Origin of the sequence: Bacillus sp. BD59S (assembly GCF_007363175.1) — a bacterium.
GTDB classification, from domain to species: domain Bacteria; phylum Bacillota; class Bacilli; order Bacillales; family Bacillaceae_G; genus Bacillus_A; species Bacillus_A pacificus.
In genome coordinates this window covers 5,090,718-5,112,820 of sequence record NZ_CP034686.1, presented here as the reverse complement: position 1 = coordinate 5,112,820, position 22,103 = coordinate 5,090,718, and the positions used below count along the sequence as shown (strand labels likewise).

The following is a 22,103-nucleotide window of genomic DNA, read 5'->3' as shown; positions in this document are numbered from 1 at the left end:
GGATAGGTCTCTTTTACTATATTTTCTTGTTAGATGAAGAAGGAGTTTACAAATAAATTTTGAAGTTTAATAAGGACGTAAAAGAAAAACTTTTATTTCATGTTACAATAAACGTAATTGTTACTAGAATAAGATAGAAAGGTTGAAAGTAGGTGACATCATGGGAAAAATCATTGCTATAGCCAATCAAAAGGGTGGCGTTGGAAAAACAACAACATCTGTTAATTTAGGGGCTGGATTGGCACAAGTAGGTAAAAAGGTCCTTCTTGTAGATATTGATGCTCAAGGAAATGCAACGACGGGTGTGGGAATTGAAAAATCCGAATTAGATCAATGTATTTACAATGTTCTTGTGGAAGATGCAGATGTTCAAGGGGTTATACAGAAAACCGCAACTGAAAACTTAGATGTTCTACCCGCTACAATTCAATTAGCAGGTGCTGAAATTGAATTGGTACCGACTATTTCCCGGGAAGTACGTTTGCAAAGGGCATTACAGCCAGTTCGTGATGAATATGATTATATTATTATTGACTGTCCCCCGTCCTTAGGGTTATTAACGATTAATGCATTAACTGCAGCAGATTCTGTTATTATTCCTGTTCAATGCGAATATTACGCACTAGAAGGGTTAAGTCAGCTATTAAATACAGTTCGACTGGTGCAAAAGCACTTAAATAAAAATCTAGCAATTCAAGGCGTATTGCTAACAATGTTAGATGCCCGTACAAATTTAGGGATTCAGGTTATAGATGAAGTGAAAAAATACTTTAGAGATAAAGTATACCGTTCGATTATCCCTCGTAATGTTCGTTTGAGTGAAGCACCAAGTCATGGGAAACCAATTATGCAGTATGACGCTAAATCAAGAGGGGCAGAAGTATATATAGATTTAGCAGAGGAAGTGATTGCAGGTGGCTAAAGGATTAGGAAGAGGAATCAATGTGTTTTTTCCTGATTTAGATGTGAAAGAAGAAGAGACAATTCAGGAGATTACGATAACTGAATTAAGGCCGAATCCATATCAACCACGTAAACACTTTAATAAAGAGGCGATTCAGGAATTATCGGCCTCTATTAAAGAGCACGGCATATTACAACCGTTAATTGCTAGAAAGAGTATTAAAGGATATGAAATTGTTGCAGGTGAAAGAAGATATCGTGCTGCTAAAGAGGCAGGGCTCGAAAAAGTACCTGCCGTTGTAAGGCAATTAAATGAGCAGCAAATGATGGAGTTTGCATTGCTTGAAAACTTACAACGAGAAGATTTAAATCCAATGGAAGAAGCAATGGCATATCAAATGCTAATGAATGAGCTAAATGTGACGCAAGAACAATTAGCAAAACGCCTTGGTAAGAGTAGACCTTACATTGCAAACTATACGCGGTTATTGAGCCTCCCTTCTTTTGTTCAAGATATGATTGCAAATGGTCAACTTTCAATGGCTCATGGGAGAACCTTGCTTACGATAAAAGATGAAGAACAATTGAAAGCTTTATTGAAACGAATTGAAAAAGAAGGATTAAATGTTCGGCAATTAGAGAAAATTGTTCAGGAGATCAATCAACGCGTTTCACGTGAAACAAAACAAGTGAAAAAAGAAAGAAATATATTTTTCGTAGAACGCGAAACATTCTTAAGAGAAAAGTTTGGCACAGATGTAAAAATTAAAGAAACCAAAAAAGAAAAAGGTAAAATCGAAATTGAATTTTTCAATAAAGAAGATTTAAATCGTATTTTAGAATTATTAGCGCAGAAAAACTAAAAAGCAAACCATCTTATTATTTATAGATGGTTTGCTTTTTTTAATACAGATAATTTTTGGTCTGTTTCTTTTATACTTTGTGCAATTACATCAGCCATTTTCATAACTAAACTTAATCTTGTATTTTGTAGGACGAAAAATTCCATAAAACCATTTAGATTTACGATGCCATGAATATGTAAATCACCAACTGCCGGTAATTTCTTGTTCATCGCAGCTCCAGGTTTACTAGGTCCCATTCCAGTAGTGATGGAACCAATACTTTGAGACTTTCCTAAACAGGCATCAACTGCAATTATAAATGAAGAAGGATTATCTTTCTGTATATTCTGAATTTTTTCTTCTAAGTTTAGCGCATGTACTGGATCATCTAGTGTGCCGAACACTTGGAAGTTTGTAATTTCTACTTGTTCTAGTTTCGTACCGACTAACGGACCGAGTGCATCTCCTGTGGAACGATCTGTTCCGATACAAACGAGAATAATTGGTATATGAGTCTTAACAGGGATATGAGAAAGTAAGAAGTTACTAATTGTCTCGGAGGCTTCTAAATCTTGGTGCATAACATTTTGAGTTTCTTTTTCGAAAAAAGGTAAGCGAAAACTTCCAATATTCATGAAGCACCCATCCTTTTAATAAATTTTCAAAATATGTTATATGGTGAGTAAAATGGAAAACTATAAGTGCGTACTTGCTGTAAAATTTAAGTGAGAACGGAAATAATAGTACTAGTATATATATATTCGTTCCATTTTATACCTGTATGTAGGTTAACAAATGGAATTAAAGTCATAAAATTTTTTCAGCAATTAGGAGACTTCTGATACAATAAGAAGGATAACTAAAAAGAAATTTTGGCTGGAGAGGTAGAGGTACATGGATTTATTAACGAAGTGGTTTAATGCTACGAAACAGTATTTACTAGATGCTGATCGTTGGGCTCATATTGGAATTGCGACATTAAAAATATGTATCATTTTAACAATTGGTGCAATTGTAGTACGAATTGCAAGAGCGGTTGTACGGAATGCGTTTCGTATGGGAAGTCGTTCGCCAATTCAAATTTCAGAACGTCGTACAGTTACAGTAGCGAAGTTACTTGAAAATATTGTGGCATACGTTGTTATGTTTATTATGTTAATTGCGATTTTAGGTGTGTTTAATATTAATGCATCAGGTTTATTAGCCGGTGCAGGGGTAATTGGTTTGGCAGTCGGATTTGGTGCTCAAAGTTTAGTAAAAGATGTTATTACAGGGTTATTTATCTTGCTAGAAGATCAATTTTCAGTCGGTGACTATGTAAAAATTGGTCAGTTTGAAGGAGTCGTTTTAGAGATTGGACTTCGTACAACAAAAGTAAAAAGTTGGACAGGTGAAATTCATACTTTACCAAACGGAAGTATCATTCAAGTTACGAACTATTCAGTTAGTAATAGTGTAGCATTTGTTGATGTATCTATTTCGTATGAGGCTGACATAGCGAAAGCAGAACAAGTCATTGAAGACTTATTACAAGAATTACCTGCAAAGTACGAAAAAATGGTAACAACACCTCAATTGTTAGGTGTACAAACATTAGCTGCTTCAGAAGTTATATTACGTGTTATTGCTGAAGTAGAGCCAATGCAACATGCAGTTATTGCAAGAGCACTTCGTAAAGAAATTAAAAATCGTTTAGATTTACATGGTATTGAAATTCCATATCCACGTATGGTTTTATATAATCGTGAAGAATTAGTGAGTGAAAAAGCAATTTAGTATGGAGAGGGGTTTGGAGAATGGAGCAAAAGCAGTATAACTTGTACGATGTTGTGGAAATGAAGAAAGCCCACCCTTGTGGGGAGAATCGTTGGAAGATTATTCGTATGGGAATGGATATCCGCATTAAGTGCGAGGGATGTGACCATTCAGTAATGATTCCTCGAAGAGAGTTTGATCGTAAGGTGAAAAAAATACTTGTGAAGCACGAAGAATAGAGAGAAAGTAACAGTTGCAGTGGGTAGCTGTTACTTTTTTCGTTTGGAGGAAACTTGTCATTTTTTTCGTTACTATCTATAATGATGAAAGATTGAGACATAGGAGTGAAAAATATGGGATTAACGGCTGGGATTGTTGGATTACCTAACGTAGGGAAGTCCACTTTATTTAATGCAATTACACAAGCAGGAGCAGAATCTGCAAACTATCCATTCTGTACAATTGATCCAAACGTAGGAATTGTAGAAGTACCAGATGAGCGTTTAAATAAATTAACGGAATTAGTAGAACCGAAAAAAACTGTTCCGACTGTATTTGAGTTTACTGATATTGCAGGTATCGTAAAAGGTGCTAGTAAAGGTGAAGGTTTAGGAAATAAATTCTTATCTCACATTCGCCAAGTAGATGCAATTTGCCAAGTTGTTCGTTGTTTTGAAGACGAAAATATTACGCACGTTTCAGGGAAAGTAGATCCAATTGATGATATTGAAACAATCAACCTAGAACTAATCTTAGCCGATTTAGAATCAGTTGATAAACGTATCGAACGTGTTGCGAAATTAGCAAGACAAAAGGATAAAGAAGCAGTATATGAACATGAAATTTTAGTACGTTTAAAAGAAGCTTTCGAAGAGGGGAAACCGGCTCGTACGGTTGAATTTACAGAAGAGCAAATGAAGATTGTGAAAGGTCTTCATTTACTGACAACGAAAGAAATGTTATACGTAGCAAACGTAAGCGAGGACGATGTTATCGATCCTTCTGAAAATAAATACGTACAAATGGTAAAAGAATTTGCTGCAAATGAAAATTCTCAAGTAATCGTTGTATGTGCAAAAATCGAATCAGAAATTGCCGAGCTAGACGAGGAAGAGAAAAAAGTCTTCCTTGAAGAACTAGGCATTGAAGAATCTGGTTTAGATCAATTAATTCGTGCTGCATATGATTTATTAGGACTTGCTACTTACTTCACAGCTGGTGTACAAGAAGTACGTGCATGGACATTCAAACAAGGTATGAAAGCACCACAATGTGCTGGTGTAATTCATACAGACTTTGAGCGTGGATTTATTCGTGCAGAAACAGTTTCTTACGAAGACTTAATGACAAATGGTTCTATGACAGCTGCAAAAGAAGCTGGTAAAGTTCGTTTAGAAGGAAAAGAGTATATCGTAAAAGACGGAGACGTTATGCACTTCCGTTTCAACGTTTAATTTAATATTTCCTAGGAAAAATAAAGATATAAGCTTGGCAAATATATTATATGTTTGCCAAGTTTTTTATGTATGGGTGAGTTGATTCATCTAACTTACTATGATATAATCTAAACTCGTGAGTAATTACTATAAATTAATTGCTCCTTGCCCATTATGGGCCGTTTAGACCAAAAGGAGGTGAAAGTGTAATGAGAAAGTACGAAATTATGTACATCATTCGTCCTGGCGTTGAAGAAGAAGCTCAAAAAGCTTTAGTTGAACGTTTCGCAGGTGTTTTAACAAACAATGGTGCAGAAATCATTAACACGAAAGAGTGGGGTAAGCGTCGTTTAGCTTACGAAATCAACGACTTACGTGAAGGTTTCTACATGATCTTAAACGTGAAATCTAACGCAGAAGCGATTAACGAATTCGACCGTTTAGCTAAGATCAACGAAGACATCCTTCGTCATATCGTTGTTAAAGAAGAAGAAAAATAATTGATATATAAGGGAGAGTGGTTCGATTGATGAATCGTGTTATCCTCGTTGGTCGTTTAACTAAGGACCCTGACTTACGTTACACGCCCAATGGTGTTGCAGTAGCTACTTTTACGTTAGCTGTGAATCGCGCATTTGCCAATCAACAAGGTGAGCGTGAAGCTGACTTTATTAATTGTGTAATATGGCGTAAACAAGCAGAAAACGTAGCAAATTATTTGAAAAAAGGTAGCTTAGCAGGCGTAGATGGACGTCTTCAAACTCGTAATTACGAGGGACAAGATGGTAAACGTGTATACGTAACAGAAGTTCTTGCGGAAAGCGTACAATTTTTAGAGCCGCGTAATGGCGGTGGGGAGCAACGCGGTTCATTTAATCAGCAACCATCAGGAGCTGGTTTCGGTAACCAAGGCTCTAACCCATTTGGTCAATCTAGTAATTCAGGTAACCAAGGTAACTCTGGATTTACGAAGAATGACGATCCATTTTCAAATGTAGGTCAACCGATCGACATTTCCGACGACGATTTACCGTTCTAATACAGTAAATTTGTTAGTTTTAACAAAGAATGGAGGGAAATAGACATGGCAGGACGCAAAGGTGGACGTGCGAAACGTCGTAAGGTGTGTTTCTTCACAGCTAACGGCATCACTCGCATCGATTATAAAGATGTTGATTTATTAAAACGTTTCGTTTCTGAGCGTGGTAAAATTTTACCTCGTCGTGTAACAGGAACAAGCGCAAAATACCAACGCAAACTTACAGTTGCAATTAAACGTGCTCGTCAAATGGCACTTTTACCATATGTTGGTGAATAATAGCGTATGAAATGCACAGTAGAGTCGGACTCTACTGTGCATTTTGCTATGCTTTTCTTTTTTGAAAGAGAGGTTAGATGATGAGGAATACGAAATTTATTACTGAGGGTGCAGCGTTGTTAGCGATATATGCAATGTTATTGCTTATATCTATGTATGTTCCAATTTTAGGCACAGTTGTAACGTTTGCGTTGCCGTTGCCATTTATATTGCTAACGATAAGATATAAAATATCTAATGCTTTTGTAATTTTTACGGCAGCGCTTTTTATTACTGTTATTGTTAGTCAACCGATGAACTTGGTAAAGACAACTATGTTTGGATTAATAGGTATCGTTTTAGGACATATGTATAAAAAACAAAAAAAGCCGGTAGAAATTTTGATGGTGGGGACGCTTGCTTACTTAATTGGTATTATGCTCATTTATGTTGCAAGTATAAAGTTTTTTAACATAGATTTAATGAAGCAAATACAAAATATGTTTAATGAAAGTATGACAAAAAGCGAAAAGATAGTTACTGCTGCAGGTATGCCGATTAGTAAAGAGCAAAAAGAGCTATTTGCACAATTTAATGATGTGTTACAAACGTTATTCCCAAGTTTAATTGTCATGGTCTCAGTATGTTTTTCTTGGATTACAGTTATGATATCAGGTAGTGTTTTGAGAAAGTTAAAACACGATGTCATATCTTGGCCTAAATTTAAGGATATACAATTACCAAAGAGTATTGTTTGGTATTACGTTATATTTATTTTGCTATCAACTTTTATAAAAGTAGAACCGACATCATATTTACATATGGTATTTTCTAACCTATATGTCATATTTGCTTTATTACTAGTGCTGCAAGGCCTGACGTTTATTGCTTTTCTAGCGCATAGCAAAGGTTTTACGAAAGGGGTTCCTATTATTAGTTTTATCGCCTGCATGTTTATCCCGATGCTGTTTCCTCTTGTGATAATCTTAGGTATAATTGATTTAGGGATTTCATTGCGTTCTAAAATAGGGGGATAAAATAATATTCCTTATACTATTTTAATCTGTATTACTAACTGGAAGGTGAGTTAGTTTTACTTTATAGGAGTTGTATACATGCCTGAATTTTATAAGAAACAGTGGTTTTTATATCCTGTTTACGTCTTGGCATTTTTTGTGTTTGTGCTCATTTCAATTCTCTGTTATTTTCATTTACTAATGGGGATAGTCTCCTTCTTTATTTTTTGTATCGTCCTTTTTGTTGTTGTACGATTTGAACTTACTTTCCAAAAGAATTTTGAAAAACATACGACAGATATGATTACAAGGGTAAAGAAAGTGAGTAATGAGGCATTTAACCAGATGCCGATTGGTATTTTGTTATACAATAAGGATTATGGGATTGATTGGGCAAATCCTTATTTATCTTCATGCCTGGGGCAGCATGCATTAGCTGGATGGCACCTTTATGATGTATCAGAAACGTTACTTCTTTTTATTAAGGGAGAAACATCCGATGATATAGTCTCTTTAAATAATCGAAAGTTTCGTGTCTTTGTAAGGAAAGAAGAAAAGTTAATTTATTTCTTTGATGTAACAGAACAAACAGAGATTGAAAAGATGTACGAGGATCAACGTACTGTTTTAGCTGTCATTTATTTAGATAATTATGATGAAGTTACACAAGGGTTAGATGATCAATTACGTACGAATATAACAAGTCTTGTAACATCAAGACTAAATGAGTGGGCCGTTAAGTATGGGGCATATTTAAAACGTGCATCTTCAGAAAGATTCTTCGTTGTGTTAAATGAAAGTATTTTAGCGCAGATGGAGAAAGGAAAATTTAGCATTTTAGATCAAGTACGTGAAGAAACATCCAAAAGGAATATACCACTTACATTAAGTGTAGGCGTTGGATCAGGTGATTTACCTTTATCCGAACTTGGGGCAATGGCTCAATCAGGTTTAGACCTTGCGCTTGGGCGTGGTGGAGATCAAGTTGCTATTAAACAGGCGACAGGTAAAGTTAAGTTTTATGGTGGTAAGACAAATCCGGTGGAAAAACGTACTCGTGTACGTGCCAGAGTGATTTCGCATGCATTAAAGGATTTAGTATTAGAAAGTAGCAATGTCATTATAATGGGGCATAGGGCTCCTGATATGGACGCGATTGGTGCTGCGATTGGTATTTTAAAGGTAGCGCAATTAAATGAACGAAAAGGATATATTGTGCTCGATGAAAATGATTCTGATAAGGGAATTAAGCGTTTAATGGATAAAGTGAAACAAAATGAAGAGTTATGGTCTCACTTTATTACACCAGAACAAGCAATGGAATTTGCAAATGATGATTCCTTACTTGTAGTTGTTGATACGCATAAACCTTCAATGGTGATGGAAGAAAAACTGTTACGCAAAATTGAAAATGTAGTTGTTATTGACCATCATCGCCGAGGAGAAGATTTTATTGAAGATCCATTGCTTGTTTACATGGAGCCATATGCTTCTTCTACGGCAGAGCTTGTTACGGAATTACTTGAATACCAACCGAAAAATTTAAAAATGACAATGTTAGAAGCAACAGCATTATTAGCAGGTATTATTGTTGATACGAAAAGCTTTACATTCCGGACAGGTGCTCGTACGTTTGATGCTGCTTCTTATTTACGCTCACACGGTGCAGATACTGTGCTTGTACAAGAGCTTTTAAAAGAAGATATGGATCAGTATTTACGGGTTGCAAAAGCTATTAAAAATGCGTACATTTATACAAATGGAATTGCGATTGCAAAAGTTGATAGCGATGATTACTATGATCAAGTGCTTATTGCGCAATCAGCGGACACATTATTAACAATGACAGGAATTATTGCATCATTTGTTATTGCAAAACGTGGCGAGAATTTCATTGGAATTAGCGGCAGGTCTTTAGGTGAAGTGAACGTGCAGCTAATTATGGAAAACTTAGGTGGTGGCGGGCATTTAACAAATGCAGCCACACAAATGAAAAATGTTACAGTAGATGAAGCTGAGGAGAAGCTTCGATTTGTTATTGATGACTATTTACAGGGAGGCACACAATCATGAAAGTAATTTTTCTAAAAGACGTAAAAGGTAAAGGGAAAAAAGGGGAAGTAAAAAACGTACCAGATGGTTATGCAAATAACTTCTTACTAAAACAAGGATTAGCTGCTGAAGCGACGAATAGCAGTATGAAAACTTTAGAGGCTCAAAAGCGCAAAGAAGAAAAAGATGCAGCAGCAGAGCTTGAAAGTGCAAAACAATTAAAAGAAACGTTAGAGAAACTAACTGTAGAATTAAAGGCTAAATCTGGAGAAGGCGGCCGTCTATTTGGTTCAATCACAAGTAAACAAATCGTAGATGCAATGCAAAAATCTCACAATATTAAACTTGATAAGCGTAAATTTGAAATGGATGATGCAATTCGTGCATTAGGCTATACAAACGTTACTGTGAAATTGCATCCGCAAGTAACAGCAACAGTAAAAGTTCATGTTAGTGAACAATAAAAATACGTTAAGCAAGGAGGATTGCGTATGAGTGATGTAATGGCTGATCGTACCCCTCCGCATAATATAGAAGCTGAGCAGGCAGTCTTAGGTGCTATATTGATTGATCAGGATGCATTAACTTCAGCATCGGAACTATTAGTACCTGACTCATTTTATCGAACGAAACATCAAAAGATTTTTGAAGTCATGCTTGGGTTATCTGATAAGGGGGAGCCAATTGACTTAGTAATGATGACGTCAGCAATGGCTGATCAAGGATTACTAGAAGAAGTTGGTGGAGTTTCTTACTTAGCAGAATTAGCAGAAGTTGTTCCGACTGCTGCTAACGTAGAGTATTATGCAAGAATCATCGCTGAAAAAGCACTGTTACGTCGTTTAATTCGAACGGCGACTCATATTGTGTCTGATGGATATGAGAGAGAAGATGATGTGGATGGTCTTTTAAATGAGGCTGAGAAAAAAATATTAGAAGTATCTCATCAGACGAATGCGAAAGCGTTCCAAAATATTAAAGACGTTCTTGTAGATGCTTACGATAAAATTGAACTTTTGCATAATCAAAAAGGTGAAGTGACCGGGATACCAACTGGATTTACTGAATTAGATAAGATGACGGCAGGGTTCCAGCGAAATGATTTAATCATCGTGGCAGCTCGTCCATCGGTAGGTAAAACGGCATTTTCATTAAATATCGCACAAAACGTAGCGACGAAAACGGATGAAAATGTAGCGATTTTTAGTCTAGAGATGGGTGCTGATCAGCTTGTTATGCGTATGCTTTGTGCAGAAGGGAATATTGACGCACAAAGACTTCGTACCGGATCGTTAACTTCTGATGATTGGGCGAAATTAACGATGGCAATGGGTAGCCTTTCTAATGCTGGTATCTATATTGATGATACGCCGGGGATTAAAGTAAATGAGATCCGAGCAAAATGTCGTAGATTAAAACAAGAACAGGGTCTTGGTATGATCTTGATTGACTACTTACAGCTTATTCAAGGAAGTGGGAAATCTGGAGAGAACCGTCAGCAGGAAGTATCTGAGATTTCTCGTACACTAAAAGGGATTGCGCGTGAATTACAAGTTCCTGTTATTGCCTTGTCACAGTTATCTCGTGGTGTAGAATCTCGTCAAGATAAACGCCCGATGATGTCTGATATTCGTGAATCGGGAAGTATCGAGCAGGATGCCGATATCGTAGCCTTTCTATATCGTGAAGATTACTATGACCGAGAAACGGAAAATAAAAATACAATTGAAATTATTATTGCAAAGCAGCGTAATGGTCCAGTAGGCTCAGTAGAGCTTGCATTCGTTAAAGAGTTCAATAAGTTCGTTAACTTAGAACGGCGCTTCGAAGATGGACATGCGCCGCCGGCATAAAGATAGTATAAAAAAGAAACGCATTTCTTATAATAAGATGTGTTTCTTTTTTTTTATAGAAAAGATAAGGCTTTCATAGTGTAAAAATATAATTCTTACGAACGAAAAAGTTTTTTAATAAAAAAATGTTCGCTTTTTGGTTGACTTCTTTTTCGGTTTTGGTACAATTATATTGTTTGAATAGATCGTTTGAAAATTGCGGAGGTGCTTTAATAATGTCTTCAGTAGTAGTTGTAGGAACACAATGGGGCGACGAAGGAAAAGGTAAAATCACTGATTTTCTTTCTGAGCATGCGGAAGTAGTTGCAAGATATCAAGGTGGAAATAACGCAGGACATACAATTGTTTTCGGCGGAGTTAAATATAAATTACACTTAATTCCATCTGGTATTTTCTATAAAGAAAAAATTTGTGTAATCGGAAACGGCTTAGTAGTAGATCCGAAAGCATTACTTGAAGAGTTAAAATACTTACACGATCGTGGTGTAAGTACTGATAATTTACGCGTAAGTAACCGTGCGCACGTTATTTTACCTTATCACTTAAAACAAGATGAGTTAGAAGAAGCAAGTAAAGGTGATGACAAAATCGGTACAACGAAAAAAGGTATCGGTCCTGCATATATGGACAAAGCTGCTCGTATTGGTATTCGTATGGCTGATCTTTTAGACCGTGAAGCATTTAAAGAGAAGCTTGCGCGCAATTTAGCACAAAAAAATCGTTTATTTGAAAAAATGTACGATGCAGAAGGTTTCAGTGTAGAAGAAATCTTTGAAGAGTACTTCGAGTATGGACAACAAATCGCACAATATGTATGTGATACGTCTGTTGTATTAAATGATGCATTAGATAATAATCACCGTGTATTATTTGAAGGTGCACAAGGTGTTATGCTTGATATTGATCACGGTACGTACCCATTCGTTACATCTTCTAACCCAATTGCTGGTGGTGTAACAGTTGGAACTGGAGTTGGTCCTGCGAAAGTTACACGCGTTGTAGGTGTATGTAAAGCATATACAAGCCGTGTAGGTGATGGTCCATTCCCTACTGAGCTTAATGATGAAATTGGTCACCAAATTCGTGAAGTTGGTCGTGAGTATGGAACGACAACTGGTCGTCCACGCCGCGTAGGTTGGTTCGATAGTGTTGTTGTAAGACATGCACGTCGTGTTAGTGGTCTAACAGATCTATCATTAAATTCTATCGACGTTCTAACAGGTATTCCAACTCTTAAAATTTGTGTTGCTTACAAATATAATGGCGAAGTTATCGATGAAGTTCCAGCAAACTTAAACATTTTAGCTAAGTGTGAACCTGTATACGAAGAACTTCCAGGTTGGACAGAAGATATTACTGGTGTAAAATCATTAGATGAGCTTCCTGAAAATGCACGAAAATACGTAGAACGTGTTTCTGAGTTAACAGGAATTCAATTATCTATGTTCTCAGTTGGACCAGATCGTAACCAAACGAATATCGTTCGTAACGTATATGAAGCTTAATTGATATTTTTAAGAAAAAACTCATGTCCTCATGAGTTTTTTCTTATCTTTTATAAAAAAAATAAAAAAGGTATTGCAAAATATAAATGAAACATGTTATGATACATCTTGTCGTCACGAAAATATGACGTTGGTGAGTATGAGCCATTAGCTCAGTTGGTAGAGCATCTGACTTTTAATCAGAGGGTCGAAGGTTCGAGTCCTTCATGGCTCACCATTTTATTTTTCGTGGCCCGTTGGTCAAGTGGTTAAGACACCGCCCTTTCACGGCGGTAACACGGGTTCGAATCCCGTACGGGTCATGTTTTTTTTATGTTCATTTTTGGTCCCGTGGTGTAGTGGTTAACATGCCTGCCTGTCACGCAGGAGATCGCCGGTTCGACCCCGGTCGGGACCGCCACTTTTGTTTATACCACCATTAGTGGTTTTATATATAGTTTTGGCTCGGTAGCTCAGTCGGTAGAGCAGAGGACTGAAAATCCTCGTGTCGGCGGTTCGATTCCGTCCCGAGCCACTCTCAGGATATTAAGTGGGCCCACTTAATATCCTTTTTATTTATGTAATTTTACAAAATTGAGTAGTTATTTTAAAATAGAATGAGGAGCCTCTAGCAGTTGAAGCTAGAGGTTTTTCTATAGATCGTATAGGATTCCGTGTAAAAGTGGATCATACATGAGTCTGTGAGAATAGAGGAGAAAGTACTTAAGCAAAAGATGCGGTCATATAGGGACATACTATGTAGACATCAATGTGTTTAGGGATAGTGACCATATTTTTACCCCGCTATTTAATGGGCAGTAAAGCCTACACCTTAAAATTCAGCGAAAGCAAAGAAGTTAAGTGGGGAGCGAGCTACCCGTAAAAGCCCAATTGGTGAGGGCTGATTAAAGTTTCACTTTATAAGGAGGAAATAAACGATGATGGGAAAGAAAATTTTAGTAGTTGATGATGAAAAGCCGATTGCAGATATTTTGAAGTTCAACCTAGAAAAAGAAGGTTTTGAAATTGTAATGGCGCATGATGGTGATGAAGCAATTGAAAAAGCAACTGAAGAACAACCAGATATGGTTTTATTAGATATTATGCTACCAGGTAAGGATGGCTTAGAGGTTTGCCGTGAAATACGTAAAAGCTCAGAAATGCCGATTATTATGCTTACAGCGAAGGACTCTGAAATCGATAAAGTATTAGGACTTGAGCTTGGGGCAGATGATTATGTAACGAAGCCATTTAGTACGAGGGAATTACTTGCTCGCGTGAAGGCGAATTTACGTCGCCATCAGCAAGGTGGTGCGGCAGAAAAAGAAGAAAATACAGAAATGGTTATTGGACCAATTGTTATCAATCCAAATGCGTATAGTGTAACGAAACGTGAGGAAAATATTGAGCTTACACACCGTGAATTTGAGCTATTACACTATTTAGCAAAACATTTAGGACAAGTTATGACACGTGAACATTTATTGCAAACAGTTTGGGGTTATGACTATTTTGGAGATGTACGTACAGTGGATGTAACAGTACGTCGTCTACGTGAAAAAATTGAAGATAATCCAAGTCATCCTACATTAATTGTCACTAGACGTGGAGTAGGGTATTACTTGCGTGACCCAGAGCAGGAATAGTATATGAAGAAAGTCGGTTTTTTTCAATCTATTCATTTAAAATTTGTACTCATATATATGCTATTAATATTGATAGCTATGCAAGTTATTGGGGTATATTTCGTAAGAGAGTTAGAAAAGAGTCTTGTACAAGGTTTTAGAGATTCTTTAACGCAACAAACGAACTTATTATCGTATAACTTGAAACAAGAGTTTAAAAAAAGTTATACAAAAGCAGAGACAGAATCAACAGGTGAGACGATTAAAACGTCCATTCGAAAATTTGCCTCTGATCGAAAGAAGGATATTCAAGAGGTAAGTGTATTTGATGCGAATAGAAAGCTGCTCGCTATTTCAGATGAGTCAAAGCAAAACAAGGTAAATAGAACATCAACTGATATAGCTGTTCAGCGGGTATTGGTACAAAAAAAACCAGAAGTGAAAATTGAGAAGGATGGTCGTACAGGTCATCGTGTACAAGTTATGATTACTCCTATTATGGATGATAACAACAAAGATGCACTTGGTGCTATTTACATTGTTGCATCCATGGAAGATGTTTATAAGCAGATGAAGGATATTAATCAAATCTTTGCGACCGGAACCGTTATTGCATTACTCGTAACAGCTGTACTTGGAATTTTGTTAGCTCAAACGATTACGAGACCAATCTCTGATATGCGAAGACAAGCAATTGAAATGGCAAAAGGAAACTATTCGAGAAAAGTAAAAGTGCATAGCCATGATGAAATTGGACAATTAGCATTATCTTTCAATAATTTATCAAAAAAATTACAACAAGCTCGTTCTTCAACGGAAAGTGAAAGACGTAAATTGTCATCTGTATTATCACATATGACAGATGGAGTAATTGCTACTGACCGAAAAGGGGACATTATTTTATTAAATGATCCTGCGGAAAAGATGCTAAATGTTTCGCGTGAAACGGCGCTCGATCAATCTGTTTTAGAAGTATTGGGAATACAAGAAGAATTTACGCTCGATCATTTATACGAAGAGCCGGATTCTGTTTTATTAGATTTTAGTACGAGAAATGAGCCATATATTTTACGCGCTAGTTTCTCTGTTATTCAAAAAGAGACAGGGAAAGCAAATGGTTTAATTGCCGTATTATATGATGTGACTGAGCAGGAGCGTATAGAAAGGGAACGCCGCGAGTTTGTAGCAAACGTCTCTCATGAATTAAGAACGCCATTAACGACAATGCGCAGCTACTTAGAGGCACTTACAGACGGTGCGTGGCAAGATCCAAATATTGCACCACAATTTTTAACAGTTACACAAGAAGAAACAGAAAGAATGATTAGACTTGTAAATGCGTTATTGCAACTATCTAAACTCGATAGTACAGAACATCGTTTAATGAAAGAGTGGGTCGACTTTACTGACTTCTTTAATAACATTATTGATCGTTTTGAAATGTCTAAAGAGCAAAACGTAAGCTTCAAACGATCTTTCTCTAAAAAATCTCGATTTATTGATATGGATACGGATAAAATTACGCAAGTATTGTATAACATTATTTCGAATGCATTAAAGTATTCGCCAGAAGGTGGAACAGTAACATATCGTTTACGTGATCGCGGAGAATTATTAGAGATTAGTGTAAGTGACCAAGGAATGGGTATTCCGAAAGAAAATGTTGATAAAATCTTTGAACGTTTTTATCGCGTAGATAAAGCACGTTCAAGACAAATGGGCGGTACAGGACTTGGATTAGCAATTGCGAAAGAAATGATTGAGGCACATGGTGGCTCGATTTGGGCAAAGAGTGAGGAAGGAAAAGGGACAACGATTTATTTCACTTTGCCTATGGCAGCAGATGAAGAGGACGAATGGGAATGAGTATGGAGAATGTTAAAACGATAGTTTTAATTAATTTAGTTGTAATTAGTCTATTTCTTACTTTTAACTTATGGACGTATGTGCCAGATTCCACATCTATGCAAAACGCAAAATTTGTACAGGGGAATGAGGGAAATACTCAAACTAAAATCGCTGATGTTGTCCGCCCTACTTCTATCATCGTGCATAAAGATAAAAATCATTACGGGAGCAAAAGAGAGGGAGATATAGAATCAATCTATAGAACTTTGGAAGCAGGGGAATTACATGAGTTCAAAGAGATCTCGATTGCTAAGGCTGACTTCCTTTCTTATGTTCATGGTGAAGGGAAAATTGAACTTATTTTCCCTACCAATATCCCATTTGATGCAGTTAAATCTATGTTTAGTATGAAAGAAAAAAGTATAGCTAAGCCTAAACACTTTAATCGAATTATTCTTGATCCTTCTAGAAGTAGGGATCAAGAAATAAAAATTAATTTTGTTTCTGATGGTGATAACTCTAGAATATATGAAGCAAAATTAAGTGGTGTGTATTTAAAAGATATTGTAAATGCACAAAATCAATTTATAGTATCAGCGAAACCTTATTTTGACTATCAAATTAATGATATAAAAAAGCTATTTTTACCAGATGGAACGACAGAATTAAGTAATATAACATATATTTCATCTAATTTAGCGGTTGATACATTTAAGAATGCTCTTTTTAGTGACCCACGTTATTTAAGCCCTATTATCGAGAGATCGAAAGAAATATTTACAGATGGTATTAGGTCTATGGAGATTGAAAACGATCAGCATATGCTGAAGTATAAAAATTCTTCTGTTTTAAGTGAGAAAAAGCCAGATAATTTAATGCTTTTACAAAAAAGTTTTGATTTTGTAAATGGTCACAGTGGGAGTTTGGATTCATATCGTTTGGACTATATGAATAAAGGACAGACAGTATTCCGCTTACAGGAAGATGGATATCCCGTATTCAATACAGATGGATTAGCTGAATTGAGACAAGTATGGGGATCAGAAGAAGTAATGGAATATGAAAGACCGTTGCTTTCTTTAAATACGAAAGGTATAGAACAGAAGGTTACTCTTCCGTCAGGTCATGTTGTGATAGCATCCTTAGAAAATAATGCCGCAGTAGATAAAAGGTCCATTAAAGATATTGGGATTGGATACAAATTATCACTAGATGGGCAAGTAGCGAGACTACAGCCAATTTGGTATGTAAAGTTTGTTGAAGATGAAGCTGGCAAACAAAAAATATATGAGTGGAGTGAGGGAGGACTAAATGGATTGGGATCGGATTAAAACCATATTTATTGTGACCTTTTTTGTTTTGGACCTCTTTCTCATCTTTCAATTCATTCAAAAGCAAGATAGTAATCAATTGGAGCTTATTGCAGAAACAAAGATAGATCAAGAATTAAAAGCAAACAAAATTACTATGGGTAATTTCCCTAAAGAACCGAAAAAAGAGTCATTTATTAGGGCTGAAAACAAGGCATTTAAAGAAGAAGATGTACAGTCTTTAAAAAATCAAACGGCGCATATACAAAATATGTACAAGATAGAAAGTAAGCTAAAAGAGCCTTTTTTAAATACAAAATCGTTATCCAAAGATAAGTATAATGATTTTTTGAAGAACTATGTATTGGATGGACAAAAGTATGAGTTTGGGGCGATGAAAGATTCTAAAATTTACTTCTTCCAAAAATATAAAGATAAGCCTATTTTCTATAACGATCAAGCAATGATTGTTGTGGAATTAAATGAAAAAAATGAACTTGTGTCGTACACGCAGACGATGCTAACAGGTTTAAAAGAAATGGGCGAAAGTGAAAAAACGAAACAGCAAGAAATTATTACTGCCCAAACTGCTTTAGAAAATCTGTATTTAAAAAATAAAATTCATGGGAATACACATGTAAAAGAAGCGCAAATTGGTTATGCCAACCTTACCGCATCTACTTCTAATAACCAAGTACTTGCTCCAACGTGGAACTTAAAGACGGAGCAGAAGCAGGACTTCTTTGTAAATGCAATTGAAGGACAAGTTATGGAATTAGGGGAAAAGGAAAATCAAGTGGTTGATGAACATACTGGAGTGAGAAAGAATGGGTTTGCATTTTAGCGTACTTGCAAGTGGCAGTACAGGGAATATGCTATATGTAGGAACAGATGAAAAGAAGTTACTTGTCGATGCAGGTTTAAGTGGTAAAGCAACTGAGGCTTTATTTAAACAGGCAGAATTAAATATAAATGATGTATCGGGTATTCTTGTAACACATGAACATAGTGATCATATTAAAGGATTAGGTGTATTGGCACGTAAATATGATTTGCCTGTTTATGCAAATGAGAAAACATGGAGTGCAATGGAACACTTAATAGGAAATATTCCAACTGAGCAAAAGTTTATTTTCTCAATTGGGGATGTAAAAACATTCGGTGATATTGAGGTCGAGTCATTTGGCGTTTCACATGATGCGGCAGAGCCAATGTTCTATGCTTTTCATAACAATAATAGAAAGTTAGCTCTTATTACAGATACAGGATACGTGAGTGACCGTATGAAAGGTGTTATTAAGGGGGCTAATGCTTTCGTGTTTGAAAGCAATCATGACGTGGAAATGCTTCGTATGGGACGCTATCCATGGAGTATTAAGCGACGTATTTTAAGCGATGTGGGGCACGTTTGTAATGAAGATGCTGCATTAGCGATGGCGGATGTAATTACAGATGAGACAAAGCATATTTATTTAGCCCATTTAAGTTTAGATAATAACATGAAAGAATTGGCGCGAATGTCAGTATCACAAGTATTAGAGGAAAAGGGATTTGGAGTGGGAGAAGCTTTTGAAATCCACGATACAGATCCAAAAATGCCTACAAAAATTCAATACGTATAATTCTCCATTTTAGTAAACAATAAAGGTGAATATAGTTGTTTTCAGGAAGATAGGTGAACAAATATGTCCTTTATTGATGGAGAAAATTATCGTATGAAACGTGCAAAGAAAAAGAAGCAAAAAGGTATTGTTATTTCTAGCATAGCAGGAACAATTGTAGGAGCTTCGTTATTTGCATTTGGAGCTCCTTTATTTTCAAATGATACGGACGCGTTTCCGCAAGCTGAAGCAAGTGGAAGTAATATGGCGGAAGCTCAAGGCATTAAACAGATTAGCTTTGTGGATGCTGTTGATCGTGCGTCTGAAGCTGTTGTTGGAGTTATTAATATTCAACGAGATAATTTTTCAGAGGCAGATTCAGAAGCAGGTACGGGATCAGGTGTAATTTATAAGAAGACAGATGGTCAAGCTTATATTGTAACGAATAATCATGTTGTTGCTGGAGCAAATCGTATTGAAGTAAGTTTAAGTGATGGTAAGAAGGTCCCTGGAAAGGTATTAGGAACCGATGTGGTCACAGATTTGGCTGTACTAGAGATAGATGCAAAGCATGTGAAAAAAGTAATTGAGATTGGCGATTCTAATACTGTTCGTAGAGGAGAACCAGTCATTGCGATTGGAAACCCGCTCGGGCTACAATTTTCTGGAACCGTTACACAAGGTATTATCTCGGCTAATGAGCGTATTGTCCCTGTAGATTTAGATCAAGATGGACATTATGATTGGCAAGTAGAAGTATTGCAAACAGACGCAGCAATTAATCCGGGTAATAGCGGTGGTGCGCTTGTAAACGCAGCAGGTCAATTAATTGGTATTAACTCAATGAAAATTGCTGCAAAAGAAGTAGAAGGAATTGGACTAGCTATTCCTGTTACTAGAGCTGTTCCAATTATGAATGAATTAGAGAAGTATGGAAAAGTAAGAAGACCGTATGTTGGAATTGAACTGAGATCATTAAATGAAATTCCAAACTACTATTGGTCAAAAACATTGCATTTACCAGGTAATGTAACAGAGGGAGTTTGCATTTTAGATGTGAAAAGTCCTTCGCCAGGTACAGATGCTGGTTTGCGAGAACACGATGTGATTGTAGCAGTAGATGGGAAACCAGTTCGCGATATTATCGGATTCCGTACGGCCTTATATGATAAAAAAATTAATGATAAAATGACTCTTACGTTTTATCGTGGTACAAAACGAGCAACAACAACGGTTAAACTAGGCATTCAAAAGTATTAAAAACAGGAGGGCCTACCTCCTGTTTTCTATTGTAGAAAAGTGAGGTGAAGAATATGAACTTACCTTGTTGTTTAGAACATGTTGAATTAGCTTTAGATATTATTGTGGATGAGTGTGAAGTGCCGCCGGTTATTAACAATGTGGATAACTCGGAAAAAGAGAAAAAAACATGTGAATTTTGTCAAAATGAGGCGACATATGTTGTATCGAACACAGATTCTCACACAATATGTGGGTAACAATTGTGGATATGTGGATAAGTTATGTGGATAACATGTTTGTAAGGTGGGGAATACGTGTGAATATCTCGATTATTTCAATTGGGAAATTAAAAGAAAAATATTTAAAACAAGGTATAGCAGAATACTTAAAACGGTTATCTGCATACGCAAAAGTGGAAGTAATTGAATTACCAGATGAAAAGGCACCAGAAAATTTAAGTGAAGCAGAAATGTTAATTGTAAAGGAAAAAGAAGGTATACGTATACTGGATAAAATTTCTGATGATACGCACGTGATTGCGTTAGCGATAGAAGGAAAGCAAAAATCATCAGAAGAATTTGCAGTAAGCTTAGATCGTCTTGCTACATATGGAAAAAGTAAAGTTGCCTTCGTGATTGGTGGATCACTTGGACTAAGTTCAGAAGTAATGAATCGTTCAAACGAATCTCTTTCTTTTTCAAAGATGACATTACCACATCAATTAATGCGATTAGTATTGCTTGAGCAAGTGTATAGGGCGTTTCGGATTAATCGTGGTGAACCGTATCATAAATAGTAATAGTACATTCAAACGGCTACAGATGTGGCCGTTTTCTATATTTCCTAAAATAAGTATGTTTCTATTTCTAAAAAAGTATGCTGTAATATGAAGAGGAAAAAGTATAAGTAGTCATAGAAGTGAGGAGTTAAAGGTGAAGAAGTTTAAGAAATTTTACTTGGAGATTACGAGTGTATGTAATCTTGCGTGCAGCTTTTGTCCGCCGACGGAAAGGCAGAAGCAATTCATTTCTGTGGAGGATTTTGCGAAAAGGTTAGACCAAATTAAACCACACACAGACTACATTTATTTGCACGTGAAGGGTGAGCCGTTGCTACATCCGAAAATAGATCAATTGTTAGATTTAAGCCATGAAAAAGGGTTTAAAGTTAATATTACAACGAACGGAACGTTAATTAATAAGAGAAGGCATAGACTGTTAAATAAGCCTGCTTTAAGACAAATGAATTTTTCACTGCATAGTTTTGATGGACACCCAGGTTCACAAGATAAAGAAGGCTATGTAAGAAGTATACTTTCCTTCATTAGAGAGGCGACAAGTCAATCGGATTTAATTGTTTCACTTAGATTATGGAATTTGACGCAGGATAATAAAACAAATGCTGAAATCCAGAAGAATAGAGAGCTATTATCCATCATTGAAAATGAGTTTGATCTATCTTATCAAATTGAAGAGAAGCTTACCCCAGGAAAAGGTATAAAAATTGCGGAACGTGTCTTTATTAATCAAGACTATGAATTCCAGTGGCCAGCATTGCATGAAGAAGAGGATGATGGAAAAGGATTCTGTCATGGTCTTCGAAATCAAGCTGGTATTTTAGCGAACGGAACGGTTATTCCTTGTTGTTTAGATGGTGAAGGGATTATTAACCTTGGAAATATTAATAATGATTCATTCTCTAACATTATAGAAGGCGAAAGAGCAACAAACATTGTTGATGGATTTTCTAGAAGAGTTGCAGTTGAAGAGCTATGTAGAAAATGTGGATACCGTAAAAGATTTGGAAAGTAAATATGAAATAAGCCCTCATAAAGCG

23 protein-coding genes and 4 tRNA genes are annotated in these 22,103 nt (G+C 36.2%); 26 read left to right on the top strand and 1 reads right to left on the bottom strand.

Annotated elements, in window-relative coordinates:
- The first annotated feature begins 160 nt into the window (after positions 1-160).
- Complete coding sequence (soj, locus tag EKQ63_RS28960) at positions 161-922, top strand: sporulation initiation inhibitor protein Soj (protein WP_000516114.1); 762 nt, start codon at positions 161-163, stop codon at positions 920-922.
- Positions 915-1,766, top strand: coding sequence for a stage 0 sporulation protein Spo0J (gene spo0J, locus EKQ63_RS28955; protein ID WP_087955265.1), 852 nt, complete (start codon positions 915-917; stop codon positions 1,764-1,766). The genes soj and spo0J overlap by 8 nt, the downstream gene beginning before the upstream one ends.
- A gap of 20 nt (positions 1,767-1,786) precedes the next feature.
- On the opposite strand, the gene yyaC is transcribed toward spo0J, so the two are convergent.
- Positions 1,787-2,383 (bottom strand): spore protease YyaC, encoded by a 597-nt coding sequence (gene yyaC / locus EKQ63_RS28950; protein WP_087955264.1) that lies wholly within the window; start codon positions 2,381-2,383, stop codon positions 1,787-1,789.
- Positions 2,384-2,642: 259 nt separating this feature from the next.
- On the opposite strand from yyaC, the gene EKQ63_RS28945 reads away from it, so the two are divergent.
- From EKQ63_RS28945 to EKQ63_RS28830, 24 genes are all read left to right on the top strand, one after another.
- A complete protein-coding gene (locus EKQ63_RS28945; RefSeq protein ID WP_087955263.1) occupies positions 2,643-3,524 on the top strand; it encodes a mechanosensitive ion channel family protein in 882 nt (293 codons plus the stop codon).
- Between the two features lie 20 nt (positions 3,525-3,544).
- Entirely contained in the window at positions 3,545-3,742 is a 198-nt protein-coding gene (locus tag EKQ63_RS28940; protein WP_000436051.1) for a DUF951 domain-containing protein, read from the top strand.
- A 114-nt stretch (positions 3,743-3,856) separates the two neighbouring features.
- The gene (ychF, locus tag EKQ63_RS28935; RefSeq protein ID WP_000524669.1) at positions 3,857-4,957 is read left to right on the top strand and encodes a redox-regulated ATPase YchF; all 1,101 of its coding nucleotides are present in this window, start codon (positions 3,857-3,859) and stop codon (positions 4,955-4,957) included.
- Between the two features lie 191 nt (positions 4,958-5,148).
- Complete coding sequence (gene rpsF / locus EKQ63_RS28930; RefSeq protein ID WP_001233778.1) at positions 5,149-5,439, top strand: 30S ribosomal protein S6; 291 nt, start codon at positions 5,149-5,151, stop codon at positions 5,437-5,439.
- A gap of 26 nt (positions 5,440-5,465) precedes the next feature.
- Positions 5,466-5,978 (top strand): single-stranded DNA-binding protein, encoded by a 513-nt coding sequence (gene ssb, locus EKQ63_RS28925; RefSeq protein ID WP_000981966.1) that lies wholly within the window; start codon positions 5,466-5,468, stop codon positions 5,976-5,978.
- 45 nt (positions 5,979-6,023) lie between these two features.
- On the top strand, positions 6,024-6,257 hold the full coding sequence (gene rpsR / locus EKQ63_RS28920) for a 30S ribosomal protein S18 (protein WP_000918873.1): 234 nt from the start codon (positions 6,024-6,026) through the stop codon (positions 6,255-6,257).
- An 80-nt stretch (positions 6,258-6,337) separates the two neighbouring features.
- Positions 6,338-7,273 carry a YybS family protein gene (locus EKQ63_RS28915; RefSeq protein WP_140421294.1) on the top strand — a complete coding sequence of 312 codons (936 nt, stop codon included), beginning with the start codon at positions 6,338-6,340 and terminating at the stop codon, positions 7,271-7,273.
- A 78-nt stretch (positions 7,274-7,351) separates the two neighbouring features.
- Entirely contained in the window at positions 7,352-9,325 is a 1,974-nt protein-coding gene (locus EKQ63_RS28910) for a DHH family phosphoesterase (protein WP_087955261.1), read from the top strand.
- Positions 9,322-9,768 (top strand): 50S ribosomal protein L9, encoded by a 447-nt coding sequence (rplI, locus tag EKQ63_RS28905; RefSeq protein WP_087995277.1) that lies wholly within the window; start codon positions 9,322-9,324, stop codon positions 9,766-9,768. Before EKQ63_RS28910 ends, rplI begins: the two co-directional genes overlap by 4 nt.
- 27 nt (positions 9,769-9,795) lie before the next feature.
- Positions 9,796-11,157, top strand: coding sequence for a replicative DNA helicase (dnaB, locus tag EKQ63_RS28900; protein WP_001286244.1), 1,362 nt, complete (start codon positions 9,796-9,798; stop codon positions 11,155-11,157).
- 215 nt (positions 11,158-11,372) lie between these two features.
- Positions 11,373-12,662 (top strand): adenylosuccinate synthase, encoded by a 1,290-nt coding sequence (locus tag EKQ63_RS28895; protein WP_087955259.1) that lies wholly within the window; start codon positions 11,373-11,375, stop codon positions 12,660-12,662.
- A gap of 141 nt (positions 12,663-12,803) precedes the next feature.
- A tRNA-Lys gene (locus tag EKQ63_RS28890) sits at positions 12,804-12,879 on the top strand.
- A gap of 13 nt (positions 12,880-12,892) precedes the next feature.
- A tRNA-Glu gene (locus tag EKQ63_RS28885) sits at positions 12,893-12,964 on the top strand.
- Positions 12,965-12,986: 22 nt separating this feature from the next.
- A tRNA-Asp gene (locus EKQ63_RS28880) sits at positions 12,987-13,062 on the top strand.
- A 41-nt stretch (positions 13,063-13,103) separates the two neighbouring features.
- A tRNA-Phe gene (locus EKQ63_RS28875) sits at positions 13,104-13,176 on the top strand.
- Between the two features lie 403 nt (positions 13,177-13,579).
- Complete coding sequence (gene walR / locus EKQ63_RS28870) at positions 13,580-14,287, top strand: cell wall metabolism DNA-binding response regulator WalR (protein WP_000971872.1); 708 nt, start codon at positions 13,580-13,582, stop codon at positions 14,285-14,287.
- A 3-nt stretch (positions 14,288-14,290) separates the two neighbouring features.
- Positions 14,291-16,132: a cell wall metabolism sensor histidine kinase WalK gene (gene walK / locus EKQ63_RS28865; RefSeq protein ID WP_048553327.1), complete on the top strand. Its 1,842-nt coding sequence runs from the start codon at positions 14,291-14,293 to the stop codon at positions 16,130-16,132.
- Positions 16,129-17,445 carry a YycH family regulatory protein gene (locus EKQ63_RS28860; protein ID WP_087955258.1) on the top strand — a complete coding sequence of 439 codons (1,317 nt, stop codon included), beginning with the start codon at positions 16,129-16,131 and terminating at the stop codon, positions 17,443-17,445. The genes walK and EKQ63_RS28860 overlap by 4 nt, the downstream gene beginning before the upstream one ends.
- Positions 17,426-18,268 (top strand): two-component system regulatory protein YycI, encoded by an 843-nt coding sequence (locus EKQ63_RS28855; RefSeq protein ID WP_087955257.1) that lies wholly within the window; start codon positions 17,426-17,428, stop codon positions 18,266-18,268. Before EKQ63_RS28860 ends, EKQ63_RS28855 begins: the two co-directional genes overlap by 20 nt.
- Positions 18,252-19,046 (top strand): MBL fold metallo-hydrolase, encoded by a 795-nt coding sequence (locus EKQ63_RS28850; protein WP_061656688.1) that lies wholly within the window; start codon positions 18,252-18,254, stop codon positions 19,044-19,046. The genes EKQ63_RS28855 and EKQ63_RS28850 overlap by 17 nt, the downstream gene beginning before the upstream one ends.
- Positions 19,047-19,109: 63 nt before the next feature.
- Positions 19,110-20,285, top strand: a complete 1,176-nt coding sequence (locus EKQ63_RS28845) for a S1C family serine protease (protein ID WP_087955256.1) — start codon at positions 19,110-19,112, stop codon at positions 20,283-20,285.
- A gap of 53 nt (positions 20,286-20,338) precedes the next feature.
- Positions 20,339-20,524 (top strand): CxxH/CxxC protein, encoded by a 186-nt coding sequence (locus EKQ63_RS28840; RefSeq protein ID WP_001052835.1) that lies wholly within the window; start codon positions 20,339-20,341, stop codon positions 20,522-20,524.
- Between the two features lie 59 nt (positions 20,525-20,583).
- Complete coding sequence (rlmH, locus tag EKQ63_RS28835) at positions 20,584-21,063, top strand: 23S rRNA (pseudouridine(1915)-N(3))-methyltransferase RlmH (RefSeq protein WP_087955255.1); 480 nt, start codon at positions 20,584-20,586, stop codon at positions 21,061-21,063.
- A 136-nt stretch (positions 21,064-21,199) separates the two neighbouring features.
- On the top strand, positions 21,200-22,078 hold the full coding sequence (locus tag EKQ63_RS28830) for a radical SAM/SPASM domain-containing protein (protein ID WP_000713634.1): 879 nt from the start codon (positions 21,200-21,202) through the stop codon (positions 22,076-22,078).
- The last annotated feature ends 25 nt before the right edge of the window (positions 22,079-22,103 follow it).